Genomic DNA, 22,920 nt, shown 5'->3' with positions numbered 1-22,920 from the left:
ATGCTGGTAAACCTTTGCGACTACAAACAGAGCGTCACGCTGATTGCGAACAGCGGCGTTCAGTTTCTTGATTTTGGCCTGACGCCGCAGGACTCCGCCCAGAGCGGACGTTTCGTGCGTAAAACCGCCAATGGCCCCCTGCTGCGCCTGGATTTCGATCTGGTAAATGGCCGCTACACCCTGCCTGCCGCGGGCGGCGGACAGCCGGAAGTGGTCAAACCCGAAAGCACCATTCTGCTCCAGCAGTCGCTGGCGGTGCTGGACGGCGTCTGGCTGCCAATTCCATTTTTACGCTTTAACCCGCCGCGCACCTTTGTTGAAGGCCCGGATAACTGGGCGCGGGTGCAGGTGCGCAAGCTGGAGACCCCGGACAACGCCGGGAATAGTCACCGTGTGACTCTGGCCCTGGACAGCCAGATTGCGGCTCACGCCACCAGCCCGCTGTCGCCGGTGGAGAACGACATTCTTAACGGCACCCGCTTCGCGCTGGCCTGGCGTGATGACGAAGTGGCTAACTTCCTCGATCAGACCTGGATTGACGGCTGGCTGCGCGAGGCCTTTACCCAGTACGCCGCGGGCGTGGAGAACCGCGCCGATCGCGACCTCCAGCTGGCGATGCGTAACTTTGAGTACCAGGCCCACTGGCTGAACATTATGGCGATGCTGGGCGAGCAGCTGACGGTGCCGGAGGTGAAATTCGTCACCCATACCCTCAGCACCCCGGCGATCCCGGTGGATCTGATTCTCGATGTCGGCAACACCCATACCTGTGGGGTGATCATCGAAGACCACGGCGACGCCAACGACGGCCTGCGCCAGACTGCCGAGCTGCAGGTGCGCTCCCTGAGCGAACCGCAGTTCCTCAATGAGCCGCTGTTTACCAGCCGCCTGGAGTTCTCCGAAGCCCGCTTTGGCAAGCAGCACTTCTCGGTGGAGAGCGGTCGCGAAGACGCCTTCGTCTGGCCTTCTATCGTGCGCGTCGGCGACGAAGCGCGAAAACTGGCGACCCAGCGTCTGGGCACCGAAGGCAACAGCGGCATCTCCAGCCCGCGCCGCTACCTGTGGGATGAAACCCCGGTGGTGCAGGACTGGCGTTTCAGCCAGATGAACAGCAAAACCCAGCGCGAGCCGCTGGCGACCGCCTTCCCGCTGATGAACCTGATGAACGATGACGGCCAGCCGCTGTTCACCCTGCCGCAGGACGAGCGTCTGCCGGTCTTCTCGCCGCAGTACAGCCGCAGCACCCTGATGACCCATATGCTCTGCGAGCTGCTGGCGCAGGCGCTGGGGCAGATCAACAGCGTCGCGACTCGTCTGCGTCTCGGCTTCCCGGCCTCGCCGCGCCAGCTGCGCACCCTGATCCTCACCCTGCCCTCGGCGATGCCGAAGCAGGAGCGGGAGATTTTCCGCCGCCGCATGTTCGAAGCCATCGCCATCGTCTGGAAAGCGATGGGCTGGCACCCGCAGGATGACGACTTCTCCAGCCGCAAGCAGCAGGAGAAGAGCGTGGTGCCGGTGCCGGAGATCCAGATGGAGTGGGACGAAGCCAGCTGTGGCCAGCTGGTGTGGCTCTATAACGAAGCCATCTCTCATTACAACGGCCAGACCGAAGCCTTCTTCGCCGCGGTGGCCCGCCCGGATCGCGAGCCGGAGCCAGGCTGTGCGCCGGGGCGCGCCCTGCGCGTGGCCTCGATTGATATCGGTGGCGGCACCACCGATATGGCGATCACCCATTATCAGCTCGACGATGGCTCGGGCAGTAACGTCAAAATCACCCCGCAGCTGCTGTTCCGCGAAGGCTTTAAGGTGGCGGGCGATGACACCCTGCTGGATGTGATCCAGCGTTACGTCCTGCCTGCCCTGCAAACGCAGTTGCAAAAATCCGGCATTGCCGATGCTTCGCTGCTGATGGCCTCGCTGTTTGGCGACTCCGGGCGCATCGATACCCAGGCGGTGCTGCGCCAGCAGACGGCGCTGCAGCTGTTTATGCCGATGGGTCATGCGATCCTCGCCGCCTGGGAAGCCAGCGATATCGACAATCCGCTCGACGGGCTGCACGCCACCTTTGGCGATCTGCTGACCCGCAAGCCGACGCGCAACGTGATGAACTATCTGCAGCAGGCCATCGAACACGCCCTGCCTGCCGGGTCGGAGCCGTTCGACCTGTTTGCCGTGCCGCTGCACGTTAACTTCCGCGAGATGCAGGATGCGATGCTGGCCGGGCACTTTACCTTGGCCGCGCCGCTGCACGCGGTGGCAGAGGCGATCTCCCACTACGCCTGCGATATTCTGCTGATCACCGGGCGTCCGGGCTGCCTGCCCGGCGTGCAGGCGCTGATCCGCCATCTCCAGCCGGTGCCGGTCAGCCGGATAGTGTGGCTGGATAAGTACCGGGTGCATGAGTGGTATCCGTTCAGCCAGCAGGGGCGCATCGGCAACCCGAAATCCACCGCGGCGGTCGGGGCAATGCTCTGTAGCCTGGCACTGGATCTGCGCCTGCCGCGCTTTAACTTTAAGGCGGCGGACATCGGGGCGTACTCCACCGTGCGCTACCTGGGCGTGCTGGATAACACGGTTAATACCCTGCGCGATGAGAACGTCTGGTATCAGGATATCGACCTCGACAAGCCGGGCGCGAAGCTGGATGCGCGTCTGCACTTCCCCCTGCGCGGCAATGTGACTCTGGGCTTCCGTCAGCTGGCGAACGCCCGCTGGCCGGCCACCCCGCTCTATACGCTGAGCATTAACTCCGCGGAGCTGGCGAAATCCATCGCCGGTGACGGGGTGCTGAACGTGCGCCTGAAGCTGTGCGGCGGCAATAAACAGGATGGCCCGGAAGCCTTTGAGCTGAGCGATGCCTGGCTGCAGGACGGCACGCCGGTACCGCCCGATGCCCTGACCTTTAAACTGAATACCCTGGCCGACCGCCGTCACAGCGGCAGCCACTACTGGATCGACAGCGGGAGCGTATACCTGAAATGACAGCCACGACGACTACAACTCAGGCGTTAATCGGGTGGATCAACACAACGCGCCAGCACGCCCCGACCCTCGATAACGACGCTGACGCCCTGCTGGCGAGACTGGCCGTGGCCGACGCGCGGGAACAGGCCATCGAACAGGCGATGAACTCGGGGAGCACCATTGGTTTATATGGTCACTCCCAGGCGGCAAAAGCCCATCTGCTCGCCACCCTGTGCGGCAGCGACAACCAGCGGATGAACGTGATTGTCGGCCAGCGGACCTTTGACTACTTTTCGCATATCAACCCCGGCCATGCCCTGACTAACATGGCGCTGCGCTTCAGCCCGAATGCGGCAGAGATCGCTGACGACGCGTTTCCGCTGCGCCTGAGCCTGCTCACCGAGGCCGAGCTGGTACAGGTCTTCCTGGCTCGCGCCACGCTGCCGGCGGTGGACAAAACCGTCATTGAAGCGCGGCTGGAGAAGTGGCGCGCCCTGCGTCAGCCCCAGAGCGTACCGGGGATCACCGCGGCCGACGTGGGCACCATCGCACACTACTGGCGCGATACGGTGCCTGCCGCGGCCCGGCAGATGGATGATGCCCTGTGGCATCAGTTTGCCCTGCTGCTGCCGTCGCTGGATCTGAGCACCCGCGCAAGCTGTTGGTCGCTGCTGTGGGGCGAACAGCAGGAGCTGACGCAGCAGTGGCTGAAGCTGGCGCATATTCTGCACCAGACCAGCCATGCGCAGGCGCTGGCCGCGCCGCTGAGCCTGCTGGTGGATAATTTTGGCCTGCCGACCGAAGGGTTCCTTACCCGGGGCGATATCGCCCTGCCGGACGTGCAGCAGGCGGTGCTGCACCCGCTGCACAACGGCGAGCTGCTTAACGCCATCAGCATTCCGCTGGACGTGCTGGCCCTGCTGACCCGCGAGCTGATCCTGCCGATAGAAAACAGCGCGCTCGCCGGGGTGGATATCATCGATATTCCGGCCCCGTCGGCGCAGCCCGATCTGCCCCTGGCGCAGGCCAAACAGCAGTGGCTGCTGGAGCACTATCGCCAGCATCTCCAGCCGGACGTGCTGGTGATCTGCAACGCCACCGCGCATCACGGGCAGACGGCAAAAACCGCGAAAACGCTGCTCAACTGGGTGAAAGAGACCCAGCCGGGGGACGACGCGGCCCTGCCGGGGCTGGTGTGGGCCATTACGCCGCAGGATGCGCGCTTTACCCGCCGGACCAACCTCGACGAAGCGGTGCAGCAGCTACTCGGTAAACCCGGCCAGTACTGGGGTACCCTACAGGCGCTGGACAGCAGCAGCATGCAGCGGGTGATCGAGTGGCTGTCGCAGGCGACCCTGCCATCCCAGCGCCAGACGCGTCTGCTGGCCTTGCGCCAGCGGCATCAGCGCGACCTGCATCAGCTGATGCAGGGGTATCTGACGCCATTGACGCAGGATCCTGCCGCCCAGCGCAGCGCCGCTGAAGCGATGGTGCGTGCCCTGCAGGGAAGCGCCGCCCGTCACGGGGAGCTGCTGGAAGGGTTACTGCCGCCGCTGCGCGCCTTTGAAACACTGCTCGCCGTGCAACAGCCGCGCGAAGAGCAGGTCAACGGCCTGTTTACCGACGCCATCGACCTGTTTGCCGACAGCACCCAGGACGCCGATGAGTTATGGCAGCCGACGGACAAAGCCCGCCTCGCCCATCAGGTCTGGGTGAATCACCTGCGCCAGTGGAGCCGTGACGAAGCCGTCGCCAGCCGTCTGGGTCTCGACAGCGCGGTGTTGCAGCAGATTGGTGATGTGCTGGTGATCGCCAGCTACCGTCTGAACCTGCTCGCCCAGCTGAAAAAGATTGTCGATACCGATAAAAGCAGCGCCGCGCAGCTGCATGCCGCGCTGGGGAACTTCGTGGGCTGGGTCGGCTATGCGCAGACACCCGCCGCCGATCGCCCTGCCAGCCGCATCCGCAAAGGCCAGCCGGTGTTTGTCACGCCAACGGTCAACAGCAGCGCCCCACGCTTAACCCGTCTCGGCGAGCAGCCGGTGCATGCGGCCACGGCCTGGGTATATGACTGGCTGGTGGCGTTGTACACCCAGGCGATTGACAATATCGGGTATCAGCATCCGCATGATATGACGATGGAAGATCGTCAGGCGTTGCTGGGCTTGCTCGGCTGAAAAGACGCCTGATGGCGCTACGCTTATCAGGCCTACACTACCGGCCCGTATGAATGCGGGTCGTTTCTTTCTGACAGGCAGTCAGATAGCGCCTTCGCCAGCGCCGAGGGGTTTTCCCACGACATCGAATGTCCGGCATCGGGGATGATTTTTACCTCAACACCCTGCTGACGCATCTCCTCCAGGTCCGGATCGGGCAGCGAAAGCTCGCCAAAAATCAGCCATACCCGGCAAGGTAACTGCAGATAACGCGTGCTCCAGCTGGGCTGTACGCCTTTCACCAGACTCGCGGCACCGCGCCACACCGCCCATGGAGCACTGCTTTGCAGACATCCCTTCCAGGGTGAGGTTTCCGCCTCCAGCATGGCCTGATACCCCTGACTGACAAAGTGGTCTTCCGTCTGGGCGGCGATGCCCCGACTAAAGGCGCCACCGCCAGCATGGAAATTAGGTTCTGATACCATCAGGCCGAGCAGACGACGGCCAGCCAGCTCTGCCGTTTCTATTGCAATGCTGCCGCCCATGCTGTGCCCATATAGCCAGAATGACGTGATGGCTAAATGATTGAGCAGTTCGATGACGACCTGCGCCTGCGCCGAGGTTTGATAGCTAAAAGTCTCAGGTTTATCGCTATAACCGCTGCCCGGCAGATCGATAAGAATGGCGCGGCGGGAACCGAACAGGGGGTCACAGACGATACGGGGATATTCGTAAGAAGAGGCACAGCCGAGACCGTGAATAAACACCAGCGGTTCGCCCTGTCCGGGCAGTTCCTGCCAGCGAACCGTGCAATGGGCCTGTTGCGAATAAAAACTGTTCATTAGCACTCCTTTCAGATGACTGTGTATTTATACAGCTCACCAAAGAGAAATGCCATCGCCAGATTTTGTAGGCCGGATAAGGTGCGCGCACCGCATCCGGCAAAAAGCCGCGCAGGGGCGGCTTTTAGAAGAGTGAAATCAGCAGCGCGACCGGGAAACTCATCGGCCAGGTGGAGCCCACCAGAAAGGCGCTCAGGAAGCGAATGCGTTTGCGATCTTTGGAGAGAAACCAGGTGATAAGTGCACTGATAGCCGCCATGACGGCGTAAAACATCAACATCTTCTGGTACAACGACATTCCAATCACCCAATCTGCTGTTCAATAACCGCGCGCAATATGCGGCAAAAGTTGAGACAGATCAAGTTTTTTTGTTACATATTAACCACATAAAATTTACGGCTAATAACAATTGAGTAGCGTCTGCACCCTCGCCTGGCTTCCCCAACAATTAGGGCCGCAATATGCGGCCCTGGTTTCCGGGACTACTTCTTCACCGGCTGAGGTTTTTTATTACCCGAGTCGGGCACTTTACGGGATTTGTCTTTATCGACTTCTGGCATAAGACGCTCCTTTGTGACCTTCGGAATAAGTAAGTATAGCCTACCTCGGGAGTACCACTTTAAAGTCGCATTATAAATGCACTTTTTGGCAAGTTAACATTAGCTAATCGTGCTGTAATAACCTCACGTTTTACAAGGAGGACGTTATGCTGCGTATTCCGCAAAGCTGTATTCACACCCGCTCAACCCCATTCTGGACCAAAGACACTGCGCCGCCGGGGATTTTCAAACGCCATCTGGATACCGGCACCCGCCCCGGCGTCTATCCGCGCCTCAGCGTGATGCAGGGTGCGGTGCGGTATCTCGGCTATGCCGACGAGACCTCGCCCGAGCCCGACCGCGTCCTGGTCATTGAAGCCGGCCATTTTGGCGTGTTCCCGCCTGAGCGCTGGCACCACATCGAAGTGATGACCGACGATACGTATTTCAATATCGACTTTTTTGTTGAACGCGACGTGTTGTTAAAGTCGTAACTACAGCAGGAGTAGCATCATGAGCAAAGCAACCTATACCGTCACCGTCACCAATAACAGCAACGGCGTGTCGGTGGATTACGAGACGGAAACCCCGATGGAGCTGATGATCCCGGACGTCGCCGCTCAGGTAGTGAAAGATCTGGTCAATACCGTGCGCGCCTACGACACCGAGAATGAGCATGAGGTCTGCGGCTGGTAGTCTGAAGCCGCGCCCCGTTACATTTTGAGCAGTTCTAATACCGTCTGCGGCACCTGATTGGCCATTTTTAGTGCCGCATTCTGGCTCTGCTCCAGGATCTGAGCCCGGGCGAGCTGGCTGGCCTCGGCGGCGTAGTCAGCATCCTGAATGCGGCTGCGGGCCGTTTGCAGGGAGATGCTCTGCTGGGACAGCACCGCTTTGCTGGATTCGAACCGGTTGATCGTCGCGCCATACTGCGAGCGATAGCTGCTCACCTTCTCCAGCGCGGCATCCAGTAATCCCATGCATTTCCTGGCCCCCGCGTCGGTGGACATGTCGGTATTTTCCAGCTGCAGCGTTTTCAGATCCGTCGGCGTGGGCTCTATGGTCACGGACTGCATCGCTTCACCGAAATTAGCGCTGGTGACGACCTCGATGGGACGACTCTGCTTCGGCGGAACCTCCGGGGTAATTGTCGGCGTCGGCAAGGAACCCCAGGTAATCTTGCTGGTAAAGGAGCCGCTTCCCACCACCATCACCAGTAAATCTTCCGTAACGGTATCCAGCGTGACGCGCTCGATGCGGTTCGAGCCGTTGGCCCCGTCATTCCAGGCACCGGTCGCTTTATCTTCATAGCGATCGCCATCCCCGCTGTAGGTGATGGTCATACCGTTATAGTTGAGGGTTTCACCGCTGGCGCTCCAGCTGGCGCCCCCCTGAATCAGCTGCGAGTCGTCATACACCGCCCCGCTGCTGAACCCGTTCTTTGTCTTCAGCACCGATGCGGTGGCTTTAGCATCATCGGTGATGCCGCGGCTGACCCAGGTATAATCTGCGTCCGGGCCGGATAATGGCGTGCCCGTGAGATGTTTACCATCCCGGGTAAATAACTGGATATCGTCATCCAGTCCCAACGAATCAATCGAAATGGTGATGTCTTTCGATCCGGTCGGAATATAAGCCAGCGGAATAATACCGGAACTGAAGGTGTAATCGGTTCCCGACACCGGGAATTTCGTGCTCAACGGCGCAACGTCGCCGATTAATTGCGGCGGTAATATCGGTTTATCGGTCGCCAGCGGATATTGACCAAAGATCTCCGTTTGCTCCGAGACCTGGGTAATATTCGCCAGGATCTGCTGATACTCGGCGTTGATACTGTCCCGGTCGGACGGCGATAAGGTGCCGTTTGCCGCCTGAATGGCGAGACTTTTGGCTCTGATCAGCATAGTGCCGATGTCGCTCAGACTCCCTTCAGCCGTCTGCGCCAGGCTGATGGCGTCATCCAGGCCCCGCGAGATTGCACTGTCCGCATTGATATTGGCGAACATCCGATTGGCAATCGCCTGCCCGGCGGCATCATCCTTTGCGCTATTGATTCGCAGGCCAGAAGAGAGCCGCTCAATGGTCTGGGACAACATAGAGCTATTAATATTCCGGGACTTAAGCGAGAGCCCGGCAATCTCGTTATGATTAATTGCAAGCATGATGAACAGGGCCGTTTATCTGGTCTGACTACTCTATCGGCCTGCTCAAAATTTTATTTAGGAAATATTTAATAATTCCAAACGATATATTCTTACGCCGTGATGTCGGCAGGAAGGGATATATTTTGTTTGATATATTAAAAAATTAAATATATTCAAAATCCGCCGGTTACAGCACAGGCAACCGGCGGCAACAGAAATCAGTGCTTAATCATCACGTGGCGAATAACCGTGTAATCCTCAAGGCCATAAACCGACATATCCTTGCCGTAGCCCGACATTTTCATCCCGCCGTGCGGCATTTCACTCACCAGCATAAAGTGGGTGTTCACCCAGGTGCAGCCATACTGCAGGTGAGCGCTGAGGCGGTGCGCGCGGCCCACGTCCTGCGTCCAGACCGAGGAGGCCAGCCCGTACTGCGATGCGTTAGCCCAGGCCAGCACCTGATCTTCGTCGTCAAATTCGGTGACGCTCACCACCGGGCCAAACACCTCCCGCTGCACGATGGCGTCCTCCTGCTTCGCGCCCGCCAGCAAGGTCGGCTGGAACCAGTAACCTTTACCGTCGTGCTTGCTGCCGCCGGTAATGACCTGCACATGTTCCAGGGCTTTGGCCTCGTCCACGGCTTTACAGACCCGGTCGAGATGCGCTTGTGAACTCAGCGGGCCGAGTTCGGTGCTCTCGTCATTCGGATCGCCGATTTTCAGGCTGGCAACCGCGGCACCCAGTTTCTCCACCAGCGCCGGATAAATGCCCTTTTGCGCATAGATACGACAGGCGGCGGTGCAGTCCTGCCCGGCATTGTAAAAGCCGAAGGTGCGAACCCCCTCCACCACCGCGTCGAGGTCGGCGTCATCAAAGACGATCACCGGGGCTTTACCGCCCAGCTCCATGTGGGTGCGCTTAATGGACGAGGCGGTATGGCCGATGATGTGTTCCCCGGTGGCAATAGAGCCGGTAAGGGACACCATCCGCACCTTTTCATGTCCGGTCAGCGGGTCGCCGACGGTTTTACCCCGCCCGAACAGCACGTTGAGCACCCCGGCCGGGAAGATCGCCTGTGCCAGCTCCGCCAGCTTGAGGGCGGTGAGCGGCGTGATCTCAGAGGGTTTCAGCACCACGCAGTTCCCGGCAGCCAGCGCCGGAGCCAGCTTCCACGCCGCCATCATCAGGGGATAGTTCCAGGGGGCAATCGAGGCCACTACGCCCACCGGGTCGCGGCGGATCAGCGAGGTGTGCCCTTCCAGATACTCACCCGCAGCCGATCCGTGCAGGGTGCGCGCCGCCCCGGCAAAGAAGCGGAACACGTCGGCTATCGCCGGAATTTCATCCCCCAGCACGCAGTGCAGCGGTTTGCCGCAGTTTTGCGACTCCAGCCGGGCCAGGGTGTCGGCATGGGCTTCGATGGTATCAGCCAGCTTGAGCAGGCACTCGGCGCGGCTTTTCGGCGTGGTGCGCCCCCAGCTGGCGAAGGCCCGATCGGCGGCCTGCACGGCAGCATCGATCTGCGCGACCGAGGCTTCTGCGATCTCCAGTAGCACCTCGCCGGTCGCCGGGTTATAGACCGGCTGTTTTTCCCCTTCGCCGTTGACCAGTTCACCATTAATCAGCAGTTGAGTTTGCATAGTATTGTCCTGTTGAAATCAATGTTATTTCCCGCTGCCAGCGACGCTCTCGCCGTCACGGGTTAGCCACCAGGCCCCCAGAATGGGAATGGCGGTCACCAGCATTACCAGCAGGGCCACCACATTGGTCACCGGAACATCGCGCGGGCGACCGAGCTGGTTTAACAGCCACAGCGGCAGGGTGCGCTCATGTCCGGCGGTAAAGGTCGTCACGATGATCTCATCGAACGACAGGGCGAAGGCCAGCATGCCCCCCGCCAGCAGCGCCGACCCCAGATTGGGTAGCACCACGTAGCGAAAGGTTTGCCAGCCGTTGGCACCCAGATCCATCGAGGCCTCGATCAGGCTCCACGAGGTGCGCCGGAAACGGGCAATCACATTATTGAACACCACCACCACGCAGAATGTGGCGTGACCGAGAATGATGGTGAAGAAACCGGGCTCCAGATTGATGGTCTTGAACGCCGTCAGCAGCGCCAGACCGGTAATGATCCCCGGCAGGGCAATCGGCAGGATCAGCATCAGCGACACCGCGTTCTTGCCGAAGAACTCCCGACGCCACAACGCCGCGGCCGCCAGAGTGCCGAGCACCAGGGCAATCACCGTCGACAGGGCAGCAATTTTCAGTGACAACGTCACCGATTCAATGATGTCGCTGCGCCCGGCCGCCGCGCTGAACCACTTCAGGGTCAGCCCCTGCGGTGGAAAGCTGAACGCCGCATCCTCAGTATTAAAAGCATAGATGGCGATAATCAGCAGCGGGAAGTGCAGGAAGATCACCCCGCCCCAGGTGGCAATTTTCAGAAACAGCGGTGCGCGTTCAGAGTGCATCAAACGCTCCCAGGCGCTTCACGAACGCCAGATAGACAGTGATGAGAACAATCGGCACCAGCGTAAAGGCTGCCGCCATCGGCATATTGCCAATCGCCCCCTGCTGGGAGTAAACCATCTGCCCGATAAAGTACCCCGGCGGCCCCACCAGCTGCGGCACGATAAAATCGCCAAGCGTCAGGGAGAAGGTGAAGATCGACCCGGCGGCGATGCCCGGGATCGCCAGCGGTAACACCACGTAGCGGAAGGTCTGCCGCGGGCGGGCACCCAGATCAGCAGAGGCCTGCAGCAGTGACGCCGGCAGACGTTCCAGCGCCGCCTGAACCGGCAGGATCATAAATGGCAGCCAGATATAGACAAACACCAGGAAACGCCCCAGCCCGGAGGTGGAGAGCGTACTGCCGCCGATGCCCGGCACCGTCAACAGCGAGGTCAGTACCGGCTCCAGCCCCATATGGCTGAGAAACCACTGCGCCACGCCGTCTTTCGCCAGCAGCAGCGTCCAGGCGTAGGCCTTGACGATATAGCTGGCCCACATCGGCAGCATCACCGCGATGTAGAAAAAGGCTTTCCACTTCCCGCGGGTGTAGCGCGCCATATACCAGGCCATCGGGAAGGCGAGGATCGCACTGCCGAGAGTAACGGCAATCGCCATCGTCAGGGTACGCAGGATGATGTCGTAGTTGGCAGGGTTAAACAGCGCGCGGATGTTGGCGAAGGTGAGGTCCGGCGTCACCGACATGGTGAAGTCATCGAAGGTGTAGAACCCCTGCCACAGCAGGGCTAACAGCGACCCCAGATAGACTATGCCAAACCACATCAGCGGGCCGAGCAGGAGTAAGAACAGCCCCAGCGCCGGTCGGCGCCAGAACAGCGCCGACAGACGGCTCGCCGGGCCGTGCGGTGCCGGTGTGGGTGCCACGCTCATGTCCATGTCACCCCTCCTCATGCAGCGGTACCATGGCGTCGCGCGCCCACGAGGCGGTCACCATCTGCCCCGGCTCCACTCCCGCGGCCAGCCCGGCACCGGTCAGGTTCGCCTGGCTCACCAGCAGCTTTTCCCCCTCGGCAAGACGGAGCTCGAAACGGGTCGCCGCCCCCTGGAACTGTACGGCCTGCACCCGACCCTGAACCTGAATCTCCCCCTCACCATCGAGGCGGATATGTTCCGGGCGCAGGGAGTAACTTCCCGTCAGGCCGCAGACGCGCTGCGCCAGGGCATCGGTGAAGACGTTTGAGGTGCCGACGAAGCTGGCAACGAACGGCGTGCGCGGGCGCAGATAAAGCTCGCGCGGGGTGTCCACCTGCTCGATTCGGCCATTGTTGAACACTGCCACCCGGTCAGACATCGACAGCGCTTCCCCCTGATCGTGGGTGACGAAAATAAAGGTGATGCCCAGCTCCTGCTGTAGCTTTTTCAGTTCAAACTGCATCTGCTCGCGCAGTTTCAGATCCAGCGCCCCGAGGGGTTCATCCAGCAGCAGCACCCGGGGCTGATTGACCAGCGCCCGGGCAATCGCCACCCGCTGACGCTGGCCGCCGGAGAGCTGCGAAGGCTTGCGGGTTTCCGCGAAGCTGAGGCCGACCTTCTCCAGCGCCTCTCGCGCCTGGGCCTGACGGGTGGATTTGTTAATCCCTTTGACCATCAGCCCGTAGGCCACGTTCTCGAGGATCGACATGTGGGGAAACAGCGCGTAGTCCTGAAAGACGGTGTTAACGTCGCGCTCCCAGGGTGGGAGTTCGCTGGCGTCTTTGCCAAAAATTGAGATGGAGCCCCCGCTCAGCTGTTCGAAACCGGCAATCAGGCGCAGGCAGGTGGTTTTGCCGGAGCCCGAAGGCCCCAGCATGGAGAAAAACTCGCCGTCACGGATCCGGATCGTTACCCCGTCCACCGCACGCACGTCGCCATACAGGCGTGAGACGTCATTAAACTCTACTGCGTACGTCATAATCCGCTCCCTGGCGCTTAACGACCACCCATGATGGCGATGTAGTCCTGAACCCAGCGGCTGTAAGGCACAAATTTGCCGCCGTTGGCGATCGGCGTTTTCCAGAACATGATCTTGTCGAAATAGTTATAGCCGTTGGTTTCACAGCCTTTGTCGCCCAGCAGGGTGCTGGCTTTACAGCCTTCCGCCACTACCGGCAGCGAACCGAACCACGCCGCCAGATCGCCCTGCACTTTTGGCGTCAGCGACCAGTTCATCCACTTGTAGGCGCACATCGGGTGTTTGGCGTCGGCGTGCAGCATGGTGGTGTCTGCCCAGCCCGTCACCCCCTCTTTCGGGAAGACGGTGCCAATCGGCTGCTTCTCGGCCTTAAGGGCGTTGGCCTGATACGGCCAGGCGCTGGAGGCGACCACCCCTTCGTTTTTGAAATCACTCATCTGCACGGTGGTGTCGTGCCAGTAGCGGTGGATCAGCGGGTGTTGATCCTTCAGCACTTTCACGACCGCGGCATACTGTTGTTCCGTCAGCTGATAGGGGTCGGTGATCCCCAGCTCCGGCTGGGTGGCTTTGACGTACAGCGCCGCATCGGCCACATAGATCGGGCCATCGTAGGCCTGGACTCGTCCTTTGTTGGTTTTGCCGTCCGGGAGATTTTGTTCTTTAAAGATGACGCCCCAGGTATCCGGCGGGGTTGGGAACGTTTTGGTGTTGTACATCAGCAGGTTTGGCCCCCACTGATAAGGCGTGCCGTACGCTTTACCGTCGACGTTAAACCACTCCCCTTTGACGATCCGCGGGTCGAGGGTTTTCCAGTTGGGGATCAGATCAGGATTAATTGGCTGAACGCGTTTGCCCATGATCAGGCGCAGAGAGGCGTCACCCGAAGCGGTCACCAGGTCATAGCCGCCCTTCGCCATCAGGCTGACCATCTCGTCGGAGGTGGCGGCGGTTTTGACGTTCACTTTACAGCCGGTCTCTTTTTCAAAGGCGGTGACCCAGTCGTAGGCCTTATCAGTCTCGCCGCGTTCGATATAGCCTGGCCAGGCAATGATATCCAATCGCCCTTCGCCCTGACCGATCTCTTTTGGCGGTTCCGCCGCCTGCGCAGTTAACACCGTCATGCCGAGCGCGCACAGGCTGCTACGGGCAAATTTTTTGCTCATACGTATTACTCCTGTCGTAATGAAATCAGAAGGCAGCCGTGCCGATAAGAATATCTCCTGAATTAAACGTAGACCGCGCCATTGCCGCGCACCCGGCGGGTTGTGGAAATTTCATCAGGTTGTGACCGGGGGCGCATTCCCCGGTAACTGGATTATAGACAAGGGGTTAGCAGACGCAGGCGTTATGCATATTTCCTATGAGCGACAATAAAAAACGCCGCAAATTAATTGCGGCGTTATTAACGGGATAAGAAATAATTATTCAGAGGCGCGGATCAATAGGGCGAAAATACTATTTTTGCTCTTTTAACATCGTGCTAATTATCCGTCCTAACTGGATCACCGCCTGCTCCTCACGCTCTCCCCAGGCCCATGAGGTATTAAAGCGGAAAAACGGCGTCCAGGTGTCGGACGTCGAGAACATCTTGCCCGGCGCAATGCTGATGTGATGTATCAGCGCCTGAGCGCTAAGCTCCCCGGCATCCAGCGGCGCGGGCAGCTCCAGCCATAAGAAATAGCCGCTGTCGCTGTGGTGAATTTTCACTTCGGCGGGCAGATGGCGCAGCAGCGCCTGCCACGCCTGCTGCTTGCGCTCCGCCAGCGTGCGGCGCAGACGCCTGAGATGGGCGTCGTAGCGTTTGGTGGCCAGATAATCCACCAGCGCCAGCTGCATCGGGGAGCTGGTGGATAAGGTGCTCATCAGCTGCAGCTGCTGGATACGGCGGGCATGTTTCCCGGCGGCCACCCAGCCAATGCGAAACCCGGCGACCAGGCACTTAGAGAAGGAGGAGCAGTGCAGCGTCATGTCGCTGCGATCCCAGGCTTTCGCCGGAAGCGGCTTTTCGCGCCCGTAGTAAAGCTCGCTGTAGACGTCATCCTCAATCAGCGTGACGTTATGTTCGGTAAGCAAGGCGATAAGCTGCGCCTTTTTCTCGGCGCTGAGGGTAAAGCCCAGCGGGTTCTGGCCGTTGGTCATCAGCCAGCAGGCTTTGACCGGATAGTCGTTCAGCGCCTGCGCCAGGGCATTGAGATCGATCCCCTCGCGCACGTCGGTGGCCACCGACAGCGCCTTGAGCTTCAGACGTTCCAGCGCCTGTAACGCCCCGTAGAAACAGGGGTTTTCGACAATCACCCAGTCGCCCGGTTCGGTGACCGCCTGCAGGCTGAGGTTCAACGCTTCGAGCGCCCCGGCGGTGATAACAATTTCATCCGGGGAGATGTTCATCCCCTGCTGGGCATAGCGGCGGGCAATGGCGTGTCGCAAATCGACGTTGCCCGGCGGCAGGTTCTCAATCACGCTCATGGCGGTGGCGGTTTTACTGACGTTTGCCAGGGAGCGGTTCAGCTGCTGAAGGGGAAAGAGACGCGGATCGGGAAAGGCAGAGGCAAAAGGCACCACCGAGGGATCGCGGCTGGCCTGTAACACATCGAAGATATAGGTATTGATATCTACCGCTTCGTCGCGCATCACCTGCGCGGGCGGCATCGGCTGCTGCCCGGTCGGACGGGCCGCGACGTAGTAGCCCGACTGCGGACGGGCCACAATGCGCCCCTGGCTCTCCAGCATCTGATACGCATGACCGACGGTCATAAAGCTCATTCCGCTGCTGGTGACCTGCTCACGCAGGGAGGGCAGCTTATCGCCGGGCTGCCAGACGCCAAGTTCGATCTGCGAAATGATTTGCTGCGCCAGGCGCTGGTATTTTTTCATCGGGTTCTCCTTGCTGCATCACAGTGTATATCAGCAGGAGAAAAAAGGCAGGATTAATAAACTGTTATAGGTCGTAGTGAGGATTTCAGCAGGCGTGACGGCGCCCGACTGGCTTACTTACGGAACTCAAACGGCACCTGACGCGCATGGCGTGAGGCCGCTAAATGATCGAGCGTGATCATCGACGATTTGCAGAAAATGCACTTCGCGCCGTGTGGATTTTTGTCAGACACGTCGAAAATGGAAGTACGGAACTGCGAACCATGACAGCACGGGCAACGAAAATGGATAGTAGAACTCATGTAAATCTCCTGAACGTAAAAACGTCAAATACTAAATTGGGCCTTTAAAAGGCGATCGTGGTCTGAGACAAAACTAATCAGAGCGTTCAGAGCGTAAAGAAAAAACCCAAGAGAGGCTGCGGAGAGGCACAACGTGTTGAGAGATGCTTTAAGGGACTGCGACAGATATTTTTTTGGCATTCAAACCGAAAATCCATTTACGCACAACGGCGTGAAGGATGCAAGCGCTTTTATCGATAAAAATTCAGTCCCTTAGTCGGCCCTCCGTGCTCTCAGTCAAATTATTTGATGGCTTCTGTGAAATAAAGGGCATTTTCATTCATCTGGCAATCCGTAAAGTAAGACTACGCTCATTATTTGAAACCAGGATAACCCGACATGAAAAAGATCGGATTTTTGTCATTTGGTCACTGGACACCGTCCCCGCAGTCCGGCACCCGCACCGCCGCTGACGCCCTGCTGCAATCTATCGATTTGGCGGTTGCCGCCGAAGAGCTGGGCGCGGATGGTGCTTACTTCCGCGTCCACCATTTTGCCCGCCAGCTCGCCTCCCCTTTCCCGCTGCTGGCGGCGATTGGCGCGAAAACCAGCAAGATTGAGATCGGTACCGGCGTTATCGATATGCGCTATGAAAACCCGCTCTATATGGCCGAAGATGCGGGTTCAGCCGATTTAATCTCCGGCGGACGTTTGCAGCTGGGCATCAGCCGCGGCTCACCGGAGCAGGTGATCGACGGCTGGCGCTATTTTGGATATGTGCCGGGCGAAGGGGAAAACGAATCTGATATGGCGCGCCGCCATACCGAAGTGCTGTTAGAAGCCCTGCGCGGCGAAGGTTTTGCTAAACCCAATCCACAGCCGATGTTCCCTAACCCACCGGGCCTGCTGCGCGTCGAGCCGCATTCCGAAGGGCTACGCGACCGTATCTGGTGGGGCGCGGGTTCGAACGCTACCGCCGTGTGGGCCGCAAAGCTGGGGATGAACCTGCAAAGCTCCACCCTGAAGGATGACGAGACCGGTGAGCCGTTCCATATCCAGCAGGCAAAACAGATCCGCGCCTACCGTGAAGCCTGGGCCGCAGCGGGACATACCCGCACGCCGCGCGTCTCGGTCAGCCGCAGCATTTTCGCCCTGATGAACGATCGCGACCGGATGTACTTCGGTGCCAGTCGTAACGAGAGCGACAGCGTAGGTTATCTGGATGAGAAAACGCGTGCCATTTTCGGGCGCAGCTATGCTGCCGAGCCGGACAAGCTGATTGCGCAGCTGAAACAGGACGAAGCGATCGCCGAAGCGGATACGTTGTTGCTGACCGTGCCGAATCAGCTCGACGTGGAGTATAACGTGCACGTGATTGAGTCGATTCTGAAGCACGTGGCTCCGGCGATGGGCTGGCGCGATTAATTAATAAAACGCCTCACGTTGTTATTATCACGCGAGGCGTAAATATCGTATTCTTTGAATAAACAAAACAAATATAACCGCACGATATATCTTAAATAACTATGGCACAATATGCCTGGTCTTTGTTAATAAACCAATGTTAAGTAATGGCTGTTTTCGCTAACTGACAAAGGGAGTTTGACATGGCAATACCAGCTTATCTGTGGTTAAAAGATGATGGCGGAGCGACTATCCGGGGTTCTGTCGATGTAAAAGATCGTGAAGGAAGCATTGAAATATTAGGTTTTGGTCACGGCCTTCATTTACCCACAGACAATAATACTGGCAAAATTACCGGCACGCGAGTTCATAGTGCACTGGTATTCGAAAAAGAATTCGATTCATCAAGCCCATATCTTTATAAAGCAGTTGCCCACGGACAAACATTAAAATCAGCTGAGTTTAAGTGGTATCGAATCAACTACTCAGGGCAGGAAGAGGAGTACTTCAATATGCTCCTTGAAGGCGTCAAAGTCGTTTCTATCTGTCCTCTCATGCACGACGTGAAAAATCCCTCAACTGAAAAACATAATCACCTGGAGTCCGTTGCCCTTCGCTACGAAAGGATCACATGGAAGCATTGTGATGGGAATATCATTTTCTCCGATGCGTGGAATGAGCGATGATCCGCTGTACGTTTCATTTAAACGGTGGGCAGATGTCGACCTTAAGTTGTCCGGGGATAGGTTTCTTTCCGGCTTATTCAGGACATGCAGGCGCCAACAGAAATAATCCAGATGCTATCGCCCTGAAAAAGAAAGGCCCATTACCTCCCGGGAAATATTTCATCGTTACTCGTTCCCGTGGCGGCACTGGATCCCGATGGCACGATATGCTCAAAGAACTGGAGAGCGGTTCGAATCGTGACTTTTGGTTTGCGCTTTACCGGGATGATGGGGCTATAGATGACTTAACTTTTATTGGTAATGTAGAACGAGGTGCTTTTCGTCTACACCCAGCAGGTACTTCTGGTATTAGTGAAGGGTGTATTACGTTGCCAAACCATTCTCACTATCGAATTCTCCATCACGCATTATTAAGAACCGGTTCTTTACTCATTACTGCCGAGCTTAAAGCGTTTGGCACTATACAGGTATACTGATGAAACCCAGCACAAGCGTAGTTATATGGTTGATGGAGTTGGCGCTATTGTGTCTCGTTTATTCGCTAATTTGTATCCTTATGCCCGACATCTATTTATATGACATTTACACGGATAGGTTTGGTTTTCTGACCGAAGCACAATGGTATGACCGTTATATTTTCAGTTTGTCAGTGTTATCTCTCCTTTTAACAACGTTTATAATCTGGCTTATCGCCCGATATCTGGATAAGCGCAAAAAACTCTGACGATGACGGGGCATTTGCCCCGTCATTCCGTTAACCTGCTAGCACACACGCCTGTCCGTTAATCGCCAGCTGCACCGGCATATTCACCTGCCAGTTTTGCTGGCTGACCGTTTTAACCTGTAGCGCGTCGGGCCAGCCCGGCGAGGAGAGCATCAGGGTTGAGAGATACCCCGTAAAATCCACCCCGGTAATCATTACCGGCTGCGCGGGATTTTCGCCCGCTGCCAGAGGCGCAATCTGCACCTGTTCAGGCCGCAGCATGATGCGCTTTTCACCGCTGGCCAGAGGATTGTCCACCGGGATGTTGCCCAGAGGACAGGTCGCCACCCCACCGCTCACCTGAGCCCTGAAAATCAGCGCGTCGCCAAGGAACAGCGCCGTGGCTTCATCCACCGGATGGGAATAGACCTCGACCGGCGATCCCACCTGGGCGAAACGCCCTTCACGAATCACCGCGATCTGGCTGGCGAAGGAGAGCGCCTCCTGCTGGTCGTGAGTCACCAGAATCGAAGCTACCCCCGCATGATCCAGCAGGTCCGCCGTGGCTTTGCGGGTCGCGGCGCGCAGTCCGGTATCCAGCGCCGAGAAAGGTTCGTCGAGCAGCATCAGCACCGGCTCCTGAGCCAGGGCCCGCGCCAGGGCCACGCGCTGCTGCTGGCCGCCGGAGATCTCGTGCGGCCAGTGATCCGCCAGGTCGTGGCTGAGCGAAACCAGATCCATCAGCTCTGCTACCCGGCGTCGGTTTTCCTGCCGGGAGCCCTTCAGGCCGTAGGCGATGTTGTCCCCCACCTTCATGTGCGGGAAAAGCCCCCCTTCCTGCGGCACAAAGCCGATCCCGCGCTGGTGCGCCGGGATAAAGGTATGCTCATCAAACAGCGTTTTGCCGTTAAGCAGGATCTGTCCGCTGTCCGGTGACTCGAACCCGGCGAGAATACGCAGCAGCGTGGTTTTTCCCGAGCCGGAGGGGCCGACGATCACCGTCCGGGACGACGGTACCACCGTCAGATCCAGCCCTTCCAGTACCGGGGTCTGGCCAAATTTTTTGGAAATATTCGCTAATTCAATCATCTTACAGGCCCGCTAATTTTTGCGACTGTACATACAATATTCCGGTCAGCGGCAGCGAGATCAGCACCATCAGCAGGGCGTAAGGCGCTGCGGCAACGTAATCGATCTCACTGGTCAGCGCCCAGAAACCGGTGGAAAGGGTGCGTGTTCCCGACGGAGAGAGCAGCAGCGTGGCGGTGAGTTCGTTGGTGATCCCAAGGAACACCAGCGCCCCACCCGCTGCCACACCCGGCGCGGCGAGCCGCATGGTGATCCCCCAGATGGCGCTGGCCTGGGTTTTGCCTAAACTGCGAGCGACGTTCTCCAGCTCCAGCGGCGCCTGGGCAATCCCGGCGCGCAGGTTCACCAGCCCGCGGGGCAGGAACATCAGCAGGTAGGCCAGAAACAGGGTGATTTCAGTTTGGTAGATGGGACGGAAGTAGTGGATGGTTACCGTCACCAGCGCCAGGGCGACCACGATCCCCGGCAGCGAACTGGTGAAATAATTGCATGCTTCCAGCATGCGGAACAGTGGGCGCGGATGGCGCACCGTCAGCCAGGTGACCGGGATCCCGGCCAGCATAATCAGCAACGCGCCGCCGGAGGCCAGCACCACCGTCTGACGCAGCGACAGCCAGAGATCCGCCTGAGTCCAGTTCTCGATGCCGCCCAGCCACAGCCAGCGACCCAGCACCGCCAGCGGCACCACTAACGCCAGCACTATGACCGCCAGGGAGAACAGCTGGCTGACCAGGCTCAGAGGCAGATTGAGCTGCAGGCGATGCTGCTCCCGCGGCGCGCCTGAACCCACCCGGGCGTAACGCGCTTTGCCGCGCGTCGTCCCTTCGAGAGTGAGGAACAGCAGACAGCACAGGGCCAGCACGCCCGCCAGCATATTGGCCGCCGGGCCGCTGAAGGTGGACTGGAACTGATCGTAAATGGCGGTGGTAAAGGTATCAAAACGGATCATCGCGTAGAGACCATACTCCGCCAGCAGATGCAGCGTTACCAGCAGGGCCCCGCCCCAGACCGCCAGCTTCAGCTGTGGCATCACAATACGGAAAAAGACCGCCCACGGCGGGGTACCTAACGAGGCCGCGACATCTTCCAGCGTCGGGTCGAGGCGACGCAGCACCGCCGCGACGGGAAGATAAATAAAGGGGTAATAGGCCAGCACCGAGAGAAACACCCCCGCGCTCAGGCCGTGGATCGACGGTACCGCGCTGACCCAGGCATAGCTCTGTACAAAGGCCGGGATCGCCAGCGGCGCGACGGCCAGGATCGACCAGATGCGTCGTCCGGCCAGGGTCGTGCGTTCGGTGAGCCAGGCGAGCATCACCCCCACCATCACGCAGAGGGGAACCGCGATAATCACCAGCAGCAGCGTATTGCTGAGCAGCTCAGCCACACGCGGGCGAAAGATGAGTGCCTTGACCGTCTCCCAGCCGGTGTCAAAACCAATGACGACCACAAAGGCCGGCGGGATCAGCGATAACAGTGAAAACAGTATCGCGAGCAAAATCATCATCAACGCCGGACGGCGTTGTACCCCACGCCGCCGGACATCCGGCGTGTGGGTAATATTGACCACTGACATCAGGCACTCACCACTGCATTAATTAAAGAAGACCGGCCTGGGTCATCAGGTCGATGACTTTTTTGTTGTTGAGCGTGGAAGGCTCAACTTTCGGCGCGTCCAGATCCTTCAGCGGCACCAGTTTCGGGTTGGATTCGGCATTGACGCCCACCGCGTATTCAAAGGCATCGTTGGTGCGCAGGCTGTCCTGACCCGCTTTGCCGGTGATCCACTTCACGAAGGCCTGAGCCTGCTGCTGATGTTTGCTGGAGGCCAGCACGCCGCCACCGGAGATGCTGACGAAGGCACCCGGATCCTGATGTTTGAAGTAGTGCAGCTGGGTGTTCTTACTGTTTTCACCGGTTTTTGCCTGATCGACAAAACGGTAGTAGTGATAGATCACCCCGCCATCAATCTGCCCGGCGTTGACCGCTTTCATCACCGTGCTGTTACCTTTGTAGGCCACGAAGTTGGTTTTCATCGCTTTCAGCCACTCCAGCGTCGCTTGCTCGCCTTTCAGGGCCAGTACCGCACTGACGATCGCCTGGAAATCGGCCCCGGATGGAGAAGCCGCCCAACGCCCTTTCCACTCTGGCTTCGCCAGATCCATCAGCGATTTTGGCAGCTGGGATTCATTCAGTTTCGCCGGGTTATAGACAAACACCGTGCTGCGCGCGGCGATGCCGATCCAACGGCCATGCGCCGGGCGATACGCCGGGGCGACCTGGTCGAGTGTAGCTTTATCCAGCGGGGCAAAGAGTTTGGCGTTATCCACCAGCACCATGGCCGGGGAGTTTTCGGTCAGGAAGACGTCGGCCGGAGAGGCGCTGCCCTCCTGCACCAGGGCATTGCCCAGTTCGCTGTCGCCACCGTTACGCAGCGTCACTTTGATGCCAGTCTCTTTGGTGAAGCCGTCAACCCAGGATTTGACCAGATTTTCATGCTGGGCGTTATAGACCACGATCCCGTCGTTGTTCTCCGCCGCAACGGCAACAGGTGTGAGCAAAACAGAGGAAATCATCACAGCAAGCGTGCAAAAAGACGATAAGCCATATTTCATACGTTAATCCTTCACAGAAATGAGCACATAACACCAGAGTGGAGAGCGGGCGGATTAAATCACAACGGCATGGAAATGATAATGAATATGATTACCGTTTTTAAATATTGGTAAGAAATGCCGCGGATTGCGACTTTACTTCCATAAAAATCCTGAATCTAAACCATAGGTCATCGCAAGATTAAGAAAGCCTTAAGGT

The 22,920-nt window shown here is 58.6% G+C and carries 20 protein-coding genes; 7 read left to right on the top strand and 13 right to left on the bottom strand.

Annotated features, from left to right (window positions below; genetic code table 11):
- Positions 1-2,982: a virulence factor SrfB gene (locus V7Q49_RS04480; RefSeq protein ID WP_333850491.1), complete on the top strand. Its 2,982-nt coding sequence runs from the start codon at positions 1-3 to the stop codon at positions 2,980-2,982.
- Positions 2,979-5,141, top strand: coding sequence for a virulence factor SrfC family protein (locus tag V7Q49_RS04475; protein WP_333849533.1), 2,163 nt, complete (start codon positions 2,979-2,981; stop codon positions 5,139-5,141). Before V7Q49_RS04480 ends, V7Q49_RS04475 begins: the two co-directional genes overlap by 4 nt.
- A 32-nt stretch (positions 5,142-5,173) precedes the next feature.
- Here V7Q49_RS04475 and V7Q49_RS04470 read toward each other — a convergent pair whose 3' ends face one another.
- Positions 5,174-5,962, bottom strand: coding sequence for an alpha/beta fold hydrolase (locus tag V7Q49_RS04470; RefSeq protein ID WP_333849532.1), 789 nt, complete (start codon positions 5,960-5,962; stop codon positions 5,174-5,176).
- Positions 5,963-6,086: 124 nt separating this feature from the next.
- Positions 6,087-6,260, bottom strand: a complete 174-nt coding sequence (locus tag V7Q49_RS04465) for a GhoT/OrtT family toxin (protein WP_333849531.1) — start codon at positions 6,258-6,260, stop codon at positions 6,087-6,089.
- A gap of 409 nt (positions 6,261-6,669) precedes the next feature.
- Between V7Q49_RS04465 and V7Q49_RS04460 the strand changes: the two genes are divergently transcribed.
- Positions 6,670-6,996: a DUF1971 domain-containing protein gene (locus V7Q49_RS04460; RefSeq protein WP_333849530.1), complete on the top strand. Its 327-nt coding sequence runs from the start codon at positions 6,670-6,672 to the stop codon at positions 6,994-6,996.
- Between the two features lie 19 nt (positions 6,997-7,015).
- On the top strand, positions 7,016-7,198 hold the full coding sequence (locus V7Q49_RS04455; RefSeq protein WP_333849529.1) for a DUF1869 domain-containing protein: 183 nt from the start codon (positions 7,016-7,018) through the stop codon (positions 7,196-7,198).
- Between the two features lie 17 nt (positions 7,199-7,215).
- Here V7Q49_RS04455 and V7Q49_RS04450 read toward each other — a convergent pair whose 3' ends face one another.
- The 8 genes from V7Q49_RS04450 to ymcF form a co-directional block, all read right to left on the bottom strand.
- On the bottom strand, positions 7,216-8,664 hold the full coding sequence (locus V7Q49_RS04450; protein WP_333849528.1) for a flagellin N-terminal helical domain-containing protein: 1,449 nt from the start codon (positions 8,662-8,664) through the stop codon (positions 7,216-7,218).
- A gap of 200 nt (positions 8,665-8,864) precedes the next feature.
- Positions 8,865-10,289, bottom strand: coding sequence for an aminobutyraldehyde dehydrogenase (patD, locus tag V7Q49_RS04445; RefSeq protein ID WP_333849527.1), 1,425 nt, complete (start codon positions 10,287-10,289; stop codon positions 8,865-8,867).
- A 24-nt stretch (positions 10,290-10,313) separates the two neighbouring features.
- On the bottom strand, positions 10,314-11,120 hold the full coding sequence (locus V7Q49_RS04440; protein WP_333849526.1) for an ABC transporter permease: 807 nt from the start codon (positions 11,118-11,120) through the stop codon (positions 10,314-10,316).
- The gene (locus V7Q49_RS04435) at positions 11,110-12,048 is read right to left on the bottom strand and encodes an ABC transporter permease (RefSeq protein ID WP_442913058.1); all 939 of its coding nucleotides are present in this window, start codon (positions 12,046-12,048) and stop codon (positions 11,110-11,112) included. The genes V7Q49_RS04440 and V7Q49_RS04435 overlap by 11 nt, the downstream gene beginning before the upstream one ends.
- 7 nt (positions 12,049-12,055) lie before the next feature.
- Positions 12,056-13,069, bottom strand: a complete 1,014-nt coding sequence (locus V7Q49_RS04430) for an ABC transporter ATP-binding protein (RefSeq protein ID WP_333849524.1) — start codon at positions 13,067-13,069, stop codon at positions 12,056-12,058.
- A 17-nt stretch (positions 13,070-13,086) separates the two neighbouring features.
- A complete protein-coding gene (gene ydcS, locus V7Q49_RS04425; protein WP_333849523.1) occupies positions 13,087-14,232 on the bottom strand; it encodes a putative ABC transporter substrate-binding protein YdcS in 1,146 nt (381 codons plus the stop codon).
- A 292-nt stretch (positions 14,233-14,524) separates the two neighbouring features.
- A complete protein-coding gene (locus tag V7Q49_RS04420; RefSeq protein ID WP_333849521.1) occupies positions 14,525-15,943 on the bottom strand; it encodes an aminotransferase-like domain-containing protein in 1,419 nt (472 codons plus the stop codon).
- A gap of 113 nt (positions 15,944-16,056) precedes the next feature.
- Positions 16,057-16,245, bottom strand: coding sequence for a cold shock small protein YmcF (ymcF, locus tag V7Q49_RS04415; protein WP_333849519.1), 189 nt, complete (start codon positions 16,243-16,245; stop codon positions 16,057-16,059).
- 378 nt (positions 16,246-16,623) lie between these two features.
- Here ymcF and V7Q49_RS04410 point away from each other — a divergent pair, with 378 nt between their 5' ends.
- From V7Q49_RS04410 to V7Q49_RS04400, 3 genes are all read left to right on the top strand, one after another.
- Positions 16,624-17,649, top strand: coding sequence for an LLM class flavin-dependent oxidoreductase (locus tag V7Q49_RS04410; RefSeq protein ID WP_333849517.1), 1,026 nt, complete (start codon positions 16,624-16,626; stop codon positions 17,647-17,649).
- Between the two features lie 182 nt (positions 17,650-17,831).
- Entirely contained in the window at positions 17,832-18,314 is a 483-nt protein-coding gene (locus tag V7Q49_RS04405) for an Hcp family type VI secretion system effector (RefSeq protein ID WP_333849515.1), read from the top strand.
- On the top strand, positions 18,311-18,790 hold the full coding sequence (locus V7Q49_RS04400) for a DUF2778 domain-containing protein (RefSeq protein ID WP_333849514.1): 480 nt from the start codon (positions 18,311-18,313) through the stop codon (positions 18,788-18,790). Before V7Q49_RS04405 ends, V7Q49_RS04400 begins: the two co-directional genes overlap by 4 nt.
- A 278-nt stretch (positions 18,791-19,068) precedes the next feature.
- Here the strand turns inward: V7Q49_RS04400 and V7Q49_RS04395 are convergent, their stop codons facing one another.
- Genes V7Q49_RS04395 through V7Q49_RS04385 form a run of 3 tightly spaced genes read right to left on the bottom strand, consistent with a single transcriptional unit; the run spans position 19,069 to position 22,721 of the window.
- Positions 19,069-20,106, bottom strand: coding sequence for an ABC transporter ATP-binding protein (locus V7Q49_RS04395; protein WP_333849513.1), 1,038 nt, complete (start codon positions 20,104-20,106; stop codon positions 19,069-19,071).
- 1 nt (position 20,107) lies between these two features.
- Entirely contained in the window at positions 20,108-21,682 is a 1,575-nt protein-coding gene (locus tag V7Q49_RS04390; RefSeq protein ID WP_333849512.1) for an ABC transporter permease, read from the bottom strand.
- Between the two features lie 22 nt (positions 21,683-21,704).
- Positions 21,705-22,721 (bottom strand): iron ABC transporter substrate-binding protein, encoded by a 1,017-nt coding sequence (locus tag V7Q49_RS04385; protein ID WP_333849511.1) that lies wholly within the window; start codon positions 22,719-22,721, stop codon positions 21,705-21,707.
- Positions 22,722-22,920: the final 199 nt, after the last annotated feature.

The organism is Leclercia sp. (assembly GCF_036780805.1).
GTDB lineage: Bacteria > Pseudomonadota > Gammaproteobacteria > Enterobacterales > Enterobacteriaceae > Enterobacter.
This window is presented reverse-complemented; position numbering and strand designations above follow the sequence as displayed.

Coding starts and splice junctions, on each gene's coding strand:
- V7Q49_RS04480 (WP_333850491.1), top strand. CDS start 1: ATGCTGGTAAACCTTTGCGACTACAAACAGAGCGTCACGCTGATTGCG.
- V7Q49_RS04475 (WP_333849533.1), top strand. CDS start 2,979: ATGACAGCCACGACGACTACAACTCAGGCGTTAATCGGGTGGATCAAC.
- V7Q49_RS04470 (WP_333849532.1), bottom strand. CDS start 5,962: ATGAACAGTTTTTATTCGCAACAGGCCCATTGCACGGTTCGCTGGCAG.
- V7Q49_RS04465 (WP_333849531.1), bottom strand. CDS start 6,260: ATGTCGTTGTACCAGAAGATGTTGATGTTTTACGCCGTCATGGCGGCT.
- V7Q49_RS04460 (WP_333849530.1), top strand. CDS start 6,670: ATGCTGCGTATTCCGCAAAGCTGTATTCACACCCGCTCAACCCCATTC.
- V7Q49_RS04455 (WP_333849529.1), top strand. CDS start 7,016: ATGAGCAAAGCAACCTATACCGTCACCGTCACCAATAACAGCAACGGC.
- V7Q49_RS04450 (WP_333849528.1), bottom strand. CDS start 8,664: ATGCTTGCAATTAATCATAACGAGATTGCCGGGCTCTCGCTTAAGTCC.
- patD (WP_333849527.1), bottom strand. CDS start 10,289: ATGCAAACTCAACTGCTGATTAATGGTGAACTGGTCAACGGCGAAGGG.
- V7Q49_RS04440 (WP_333849526.1), bottom strand. CDS start 11,120: ATGCACTCTGAACGCGCACCGCTGTTTCTGAAAATTGCCACCTGGGGC.
- V7Q49_RS04435 (WP_442913058.1), bottom strand. CDS start 12,048: ATGAGCGTGGCACCCACACCGGCACCGCACGGCCCGGCGAGCCGTCTG.
- V7Q49_RS04430 (WP_333849524.1), bottom strand. CDS start 13,069: ATGACGTACGCAGTAGAGTTTAATGACGTCTCACGCCTGTATGGCGAC.
- ydcS (WP_333849523.1), bottom strand. CDS start 14,232: ATGAGCAAAAAATTTGCCCGTAGCAGCCTGTGCGCGCTCGGCATGACG.
- V7Q49_RS04420 (WP_333849521.1), bottom strand. CDS start 15,943: ATGAAAAAATACCAGCGCCTGGCGCAGCAAATCATTTCGCAGATCGAA.
- ymcF (WP_333849519.1), bottom strand. CDS start 16,245: ATGAGTTCTACTATCCATTTTCGTTGCCCGTGCTGTCATGGTTCGCAG.
- V7Q49_RS04410 (WP_333849517.1), top strand. CDS start 16,624: ATGAAAAAGATCGGATTTTTGTCATTTGGTCACTGGACACCGTCCCCG.
- V7Q49_RS04405 (WP_333849515.1), top strand. CDS start 17,832: ATGGCAATACCAGCTTATCTGTGGTTAAAAGATGATGGCGGAGCGACT.
- V7Q49_RS04400 (WP_333849514.1), top strand. CDS start 18,311: ATGATCCGCTGTACGTTTCATTTAAACGGTGGGCAGATGTCGACCTTA.
- V7Q49_RS04395 (WP_333849513.1), bottom strand. CDS start 20,106: ATGATTGAATTAGCGAATATTTCCAAAAAATTTGGCCAGACCCCGGTA.
- V7Q49_RS04390 (WP_333849512.1), bottom strand. CDS start 21,682: ATGTCAGTGGTCAATATTACCCACACGCCGGATGTCCGGCGGCGTGGG.
- V7Q49_RS04385 (WP_333849511.1), bottom strand. CDS start 22,721: ATGAAATATGGCTTATCGTCTTTTTGCACGCTTGCTGTGATGATTTCC.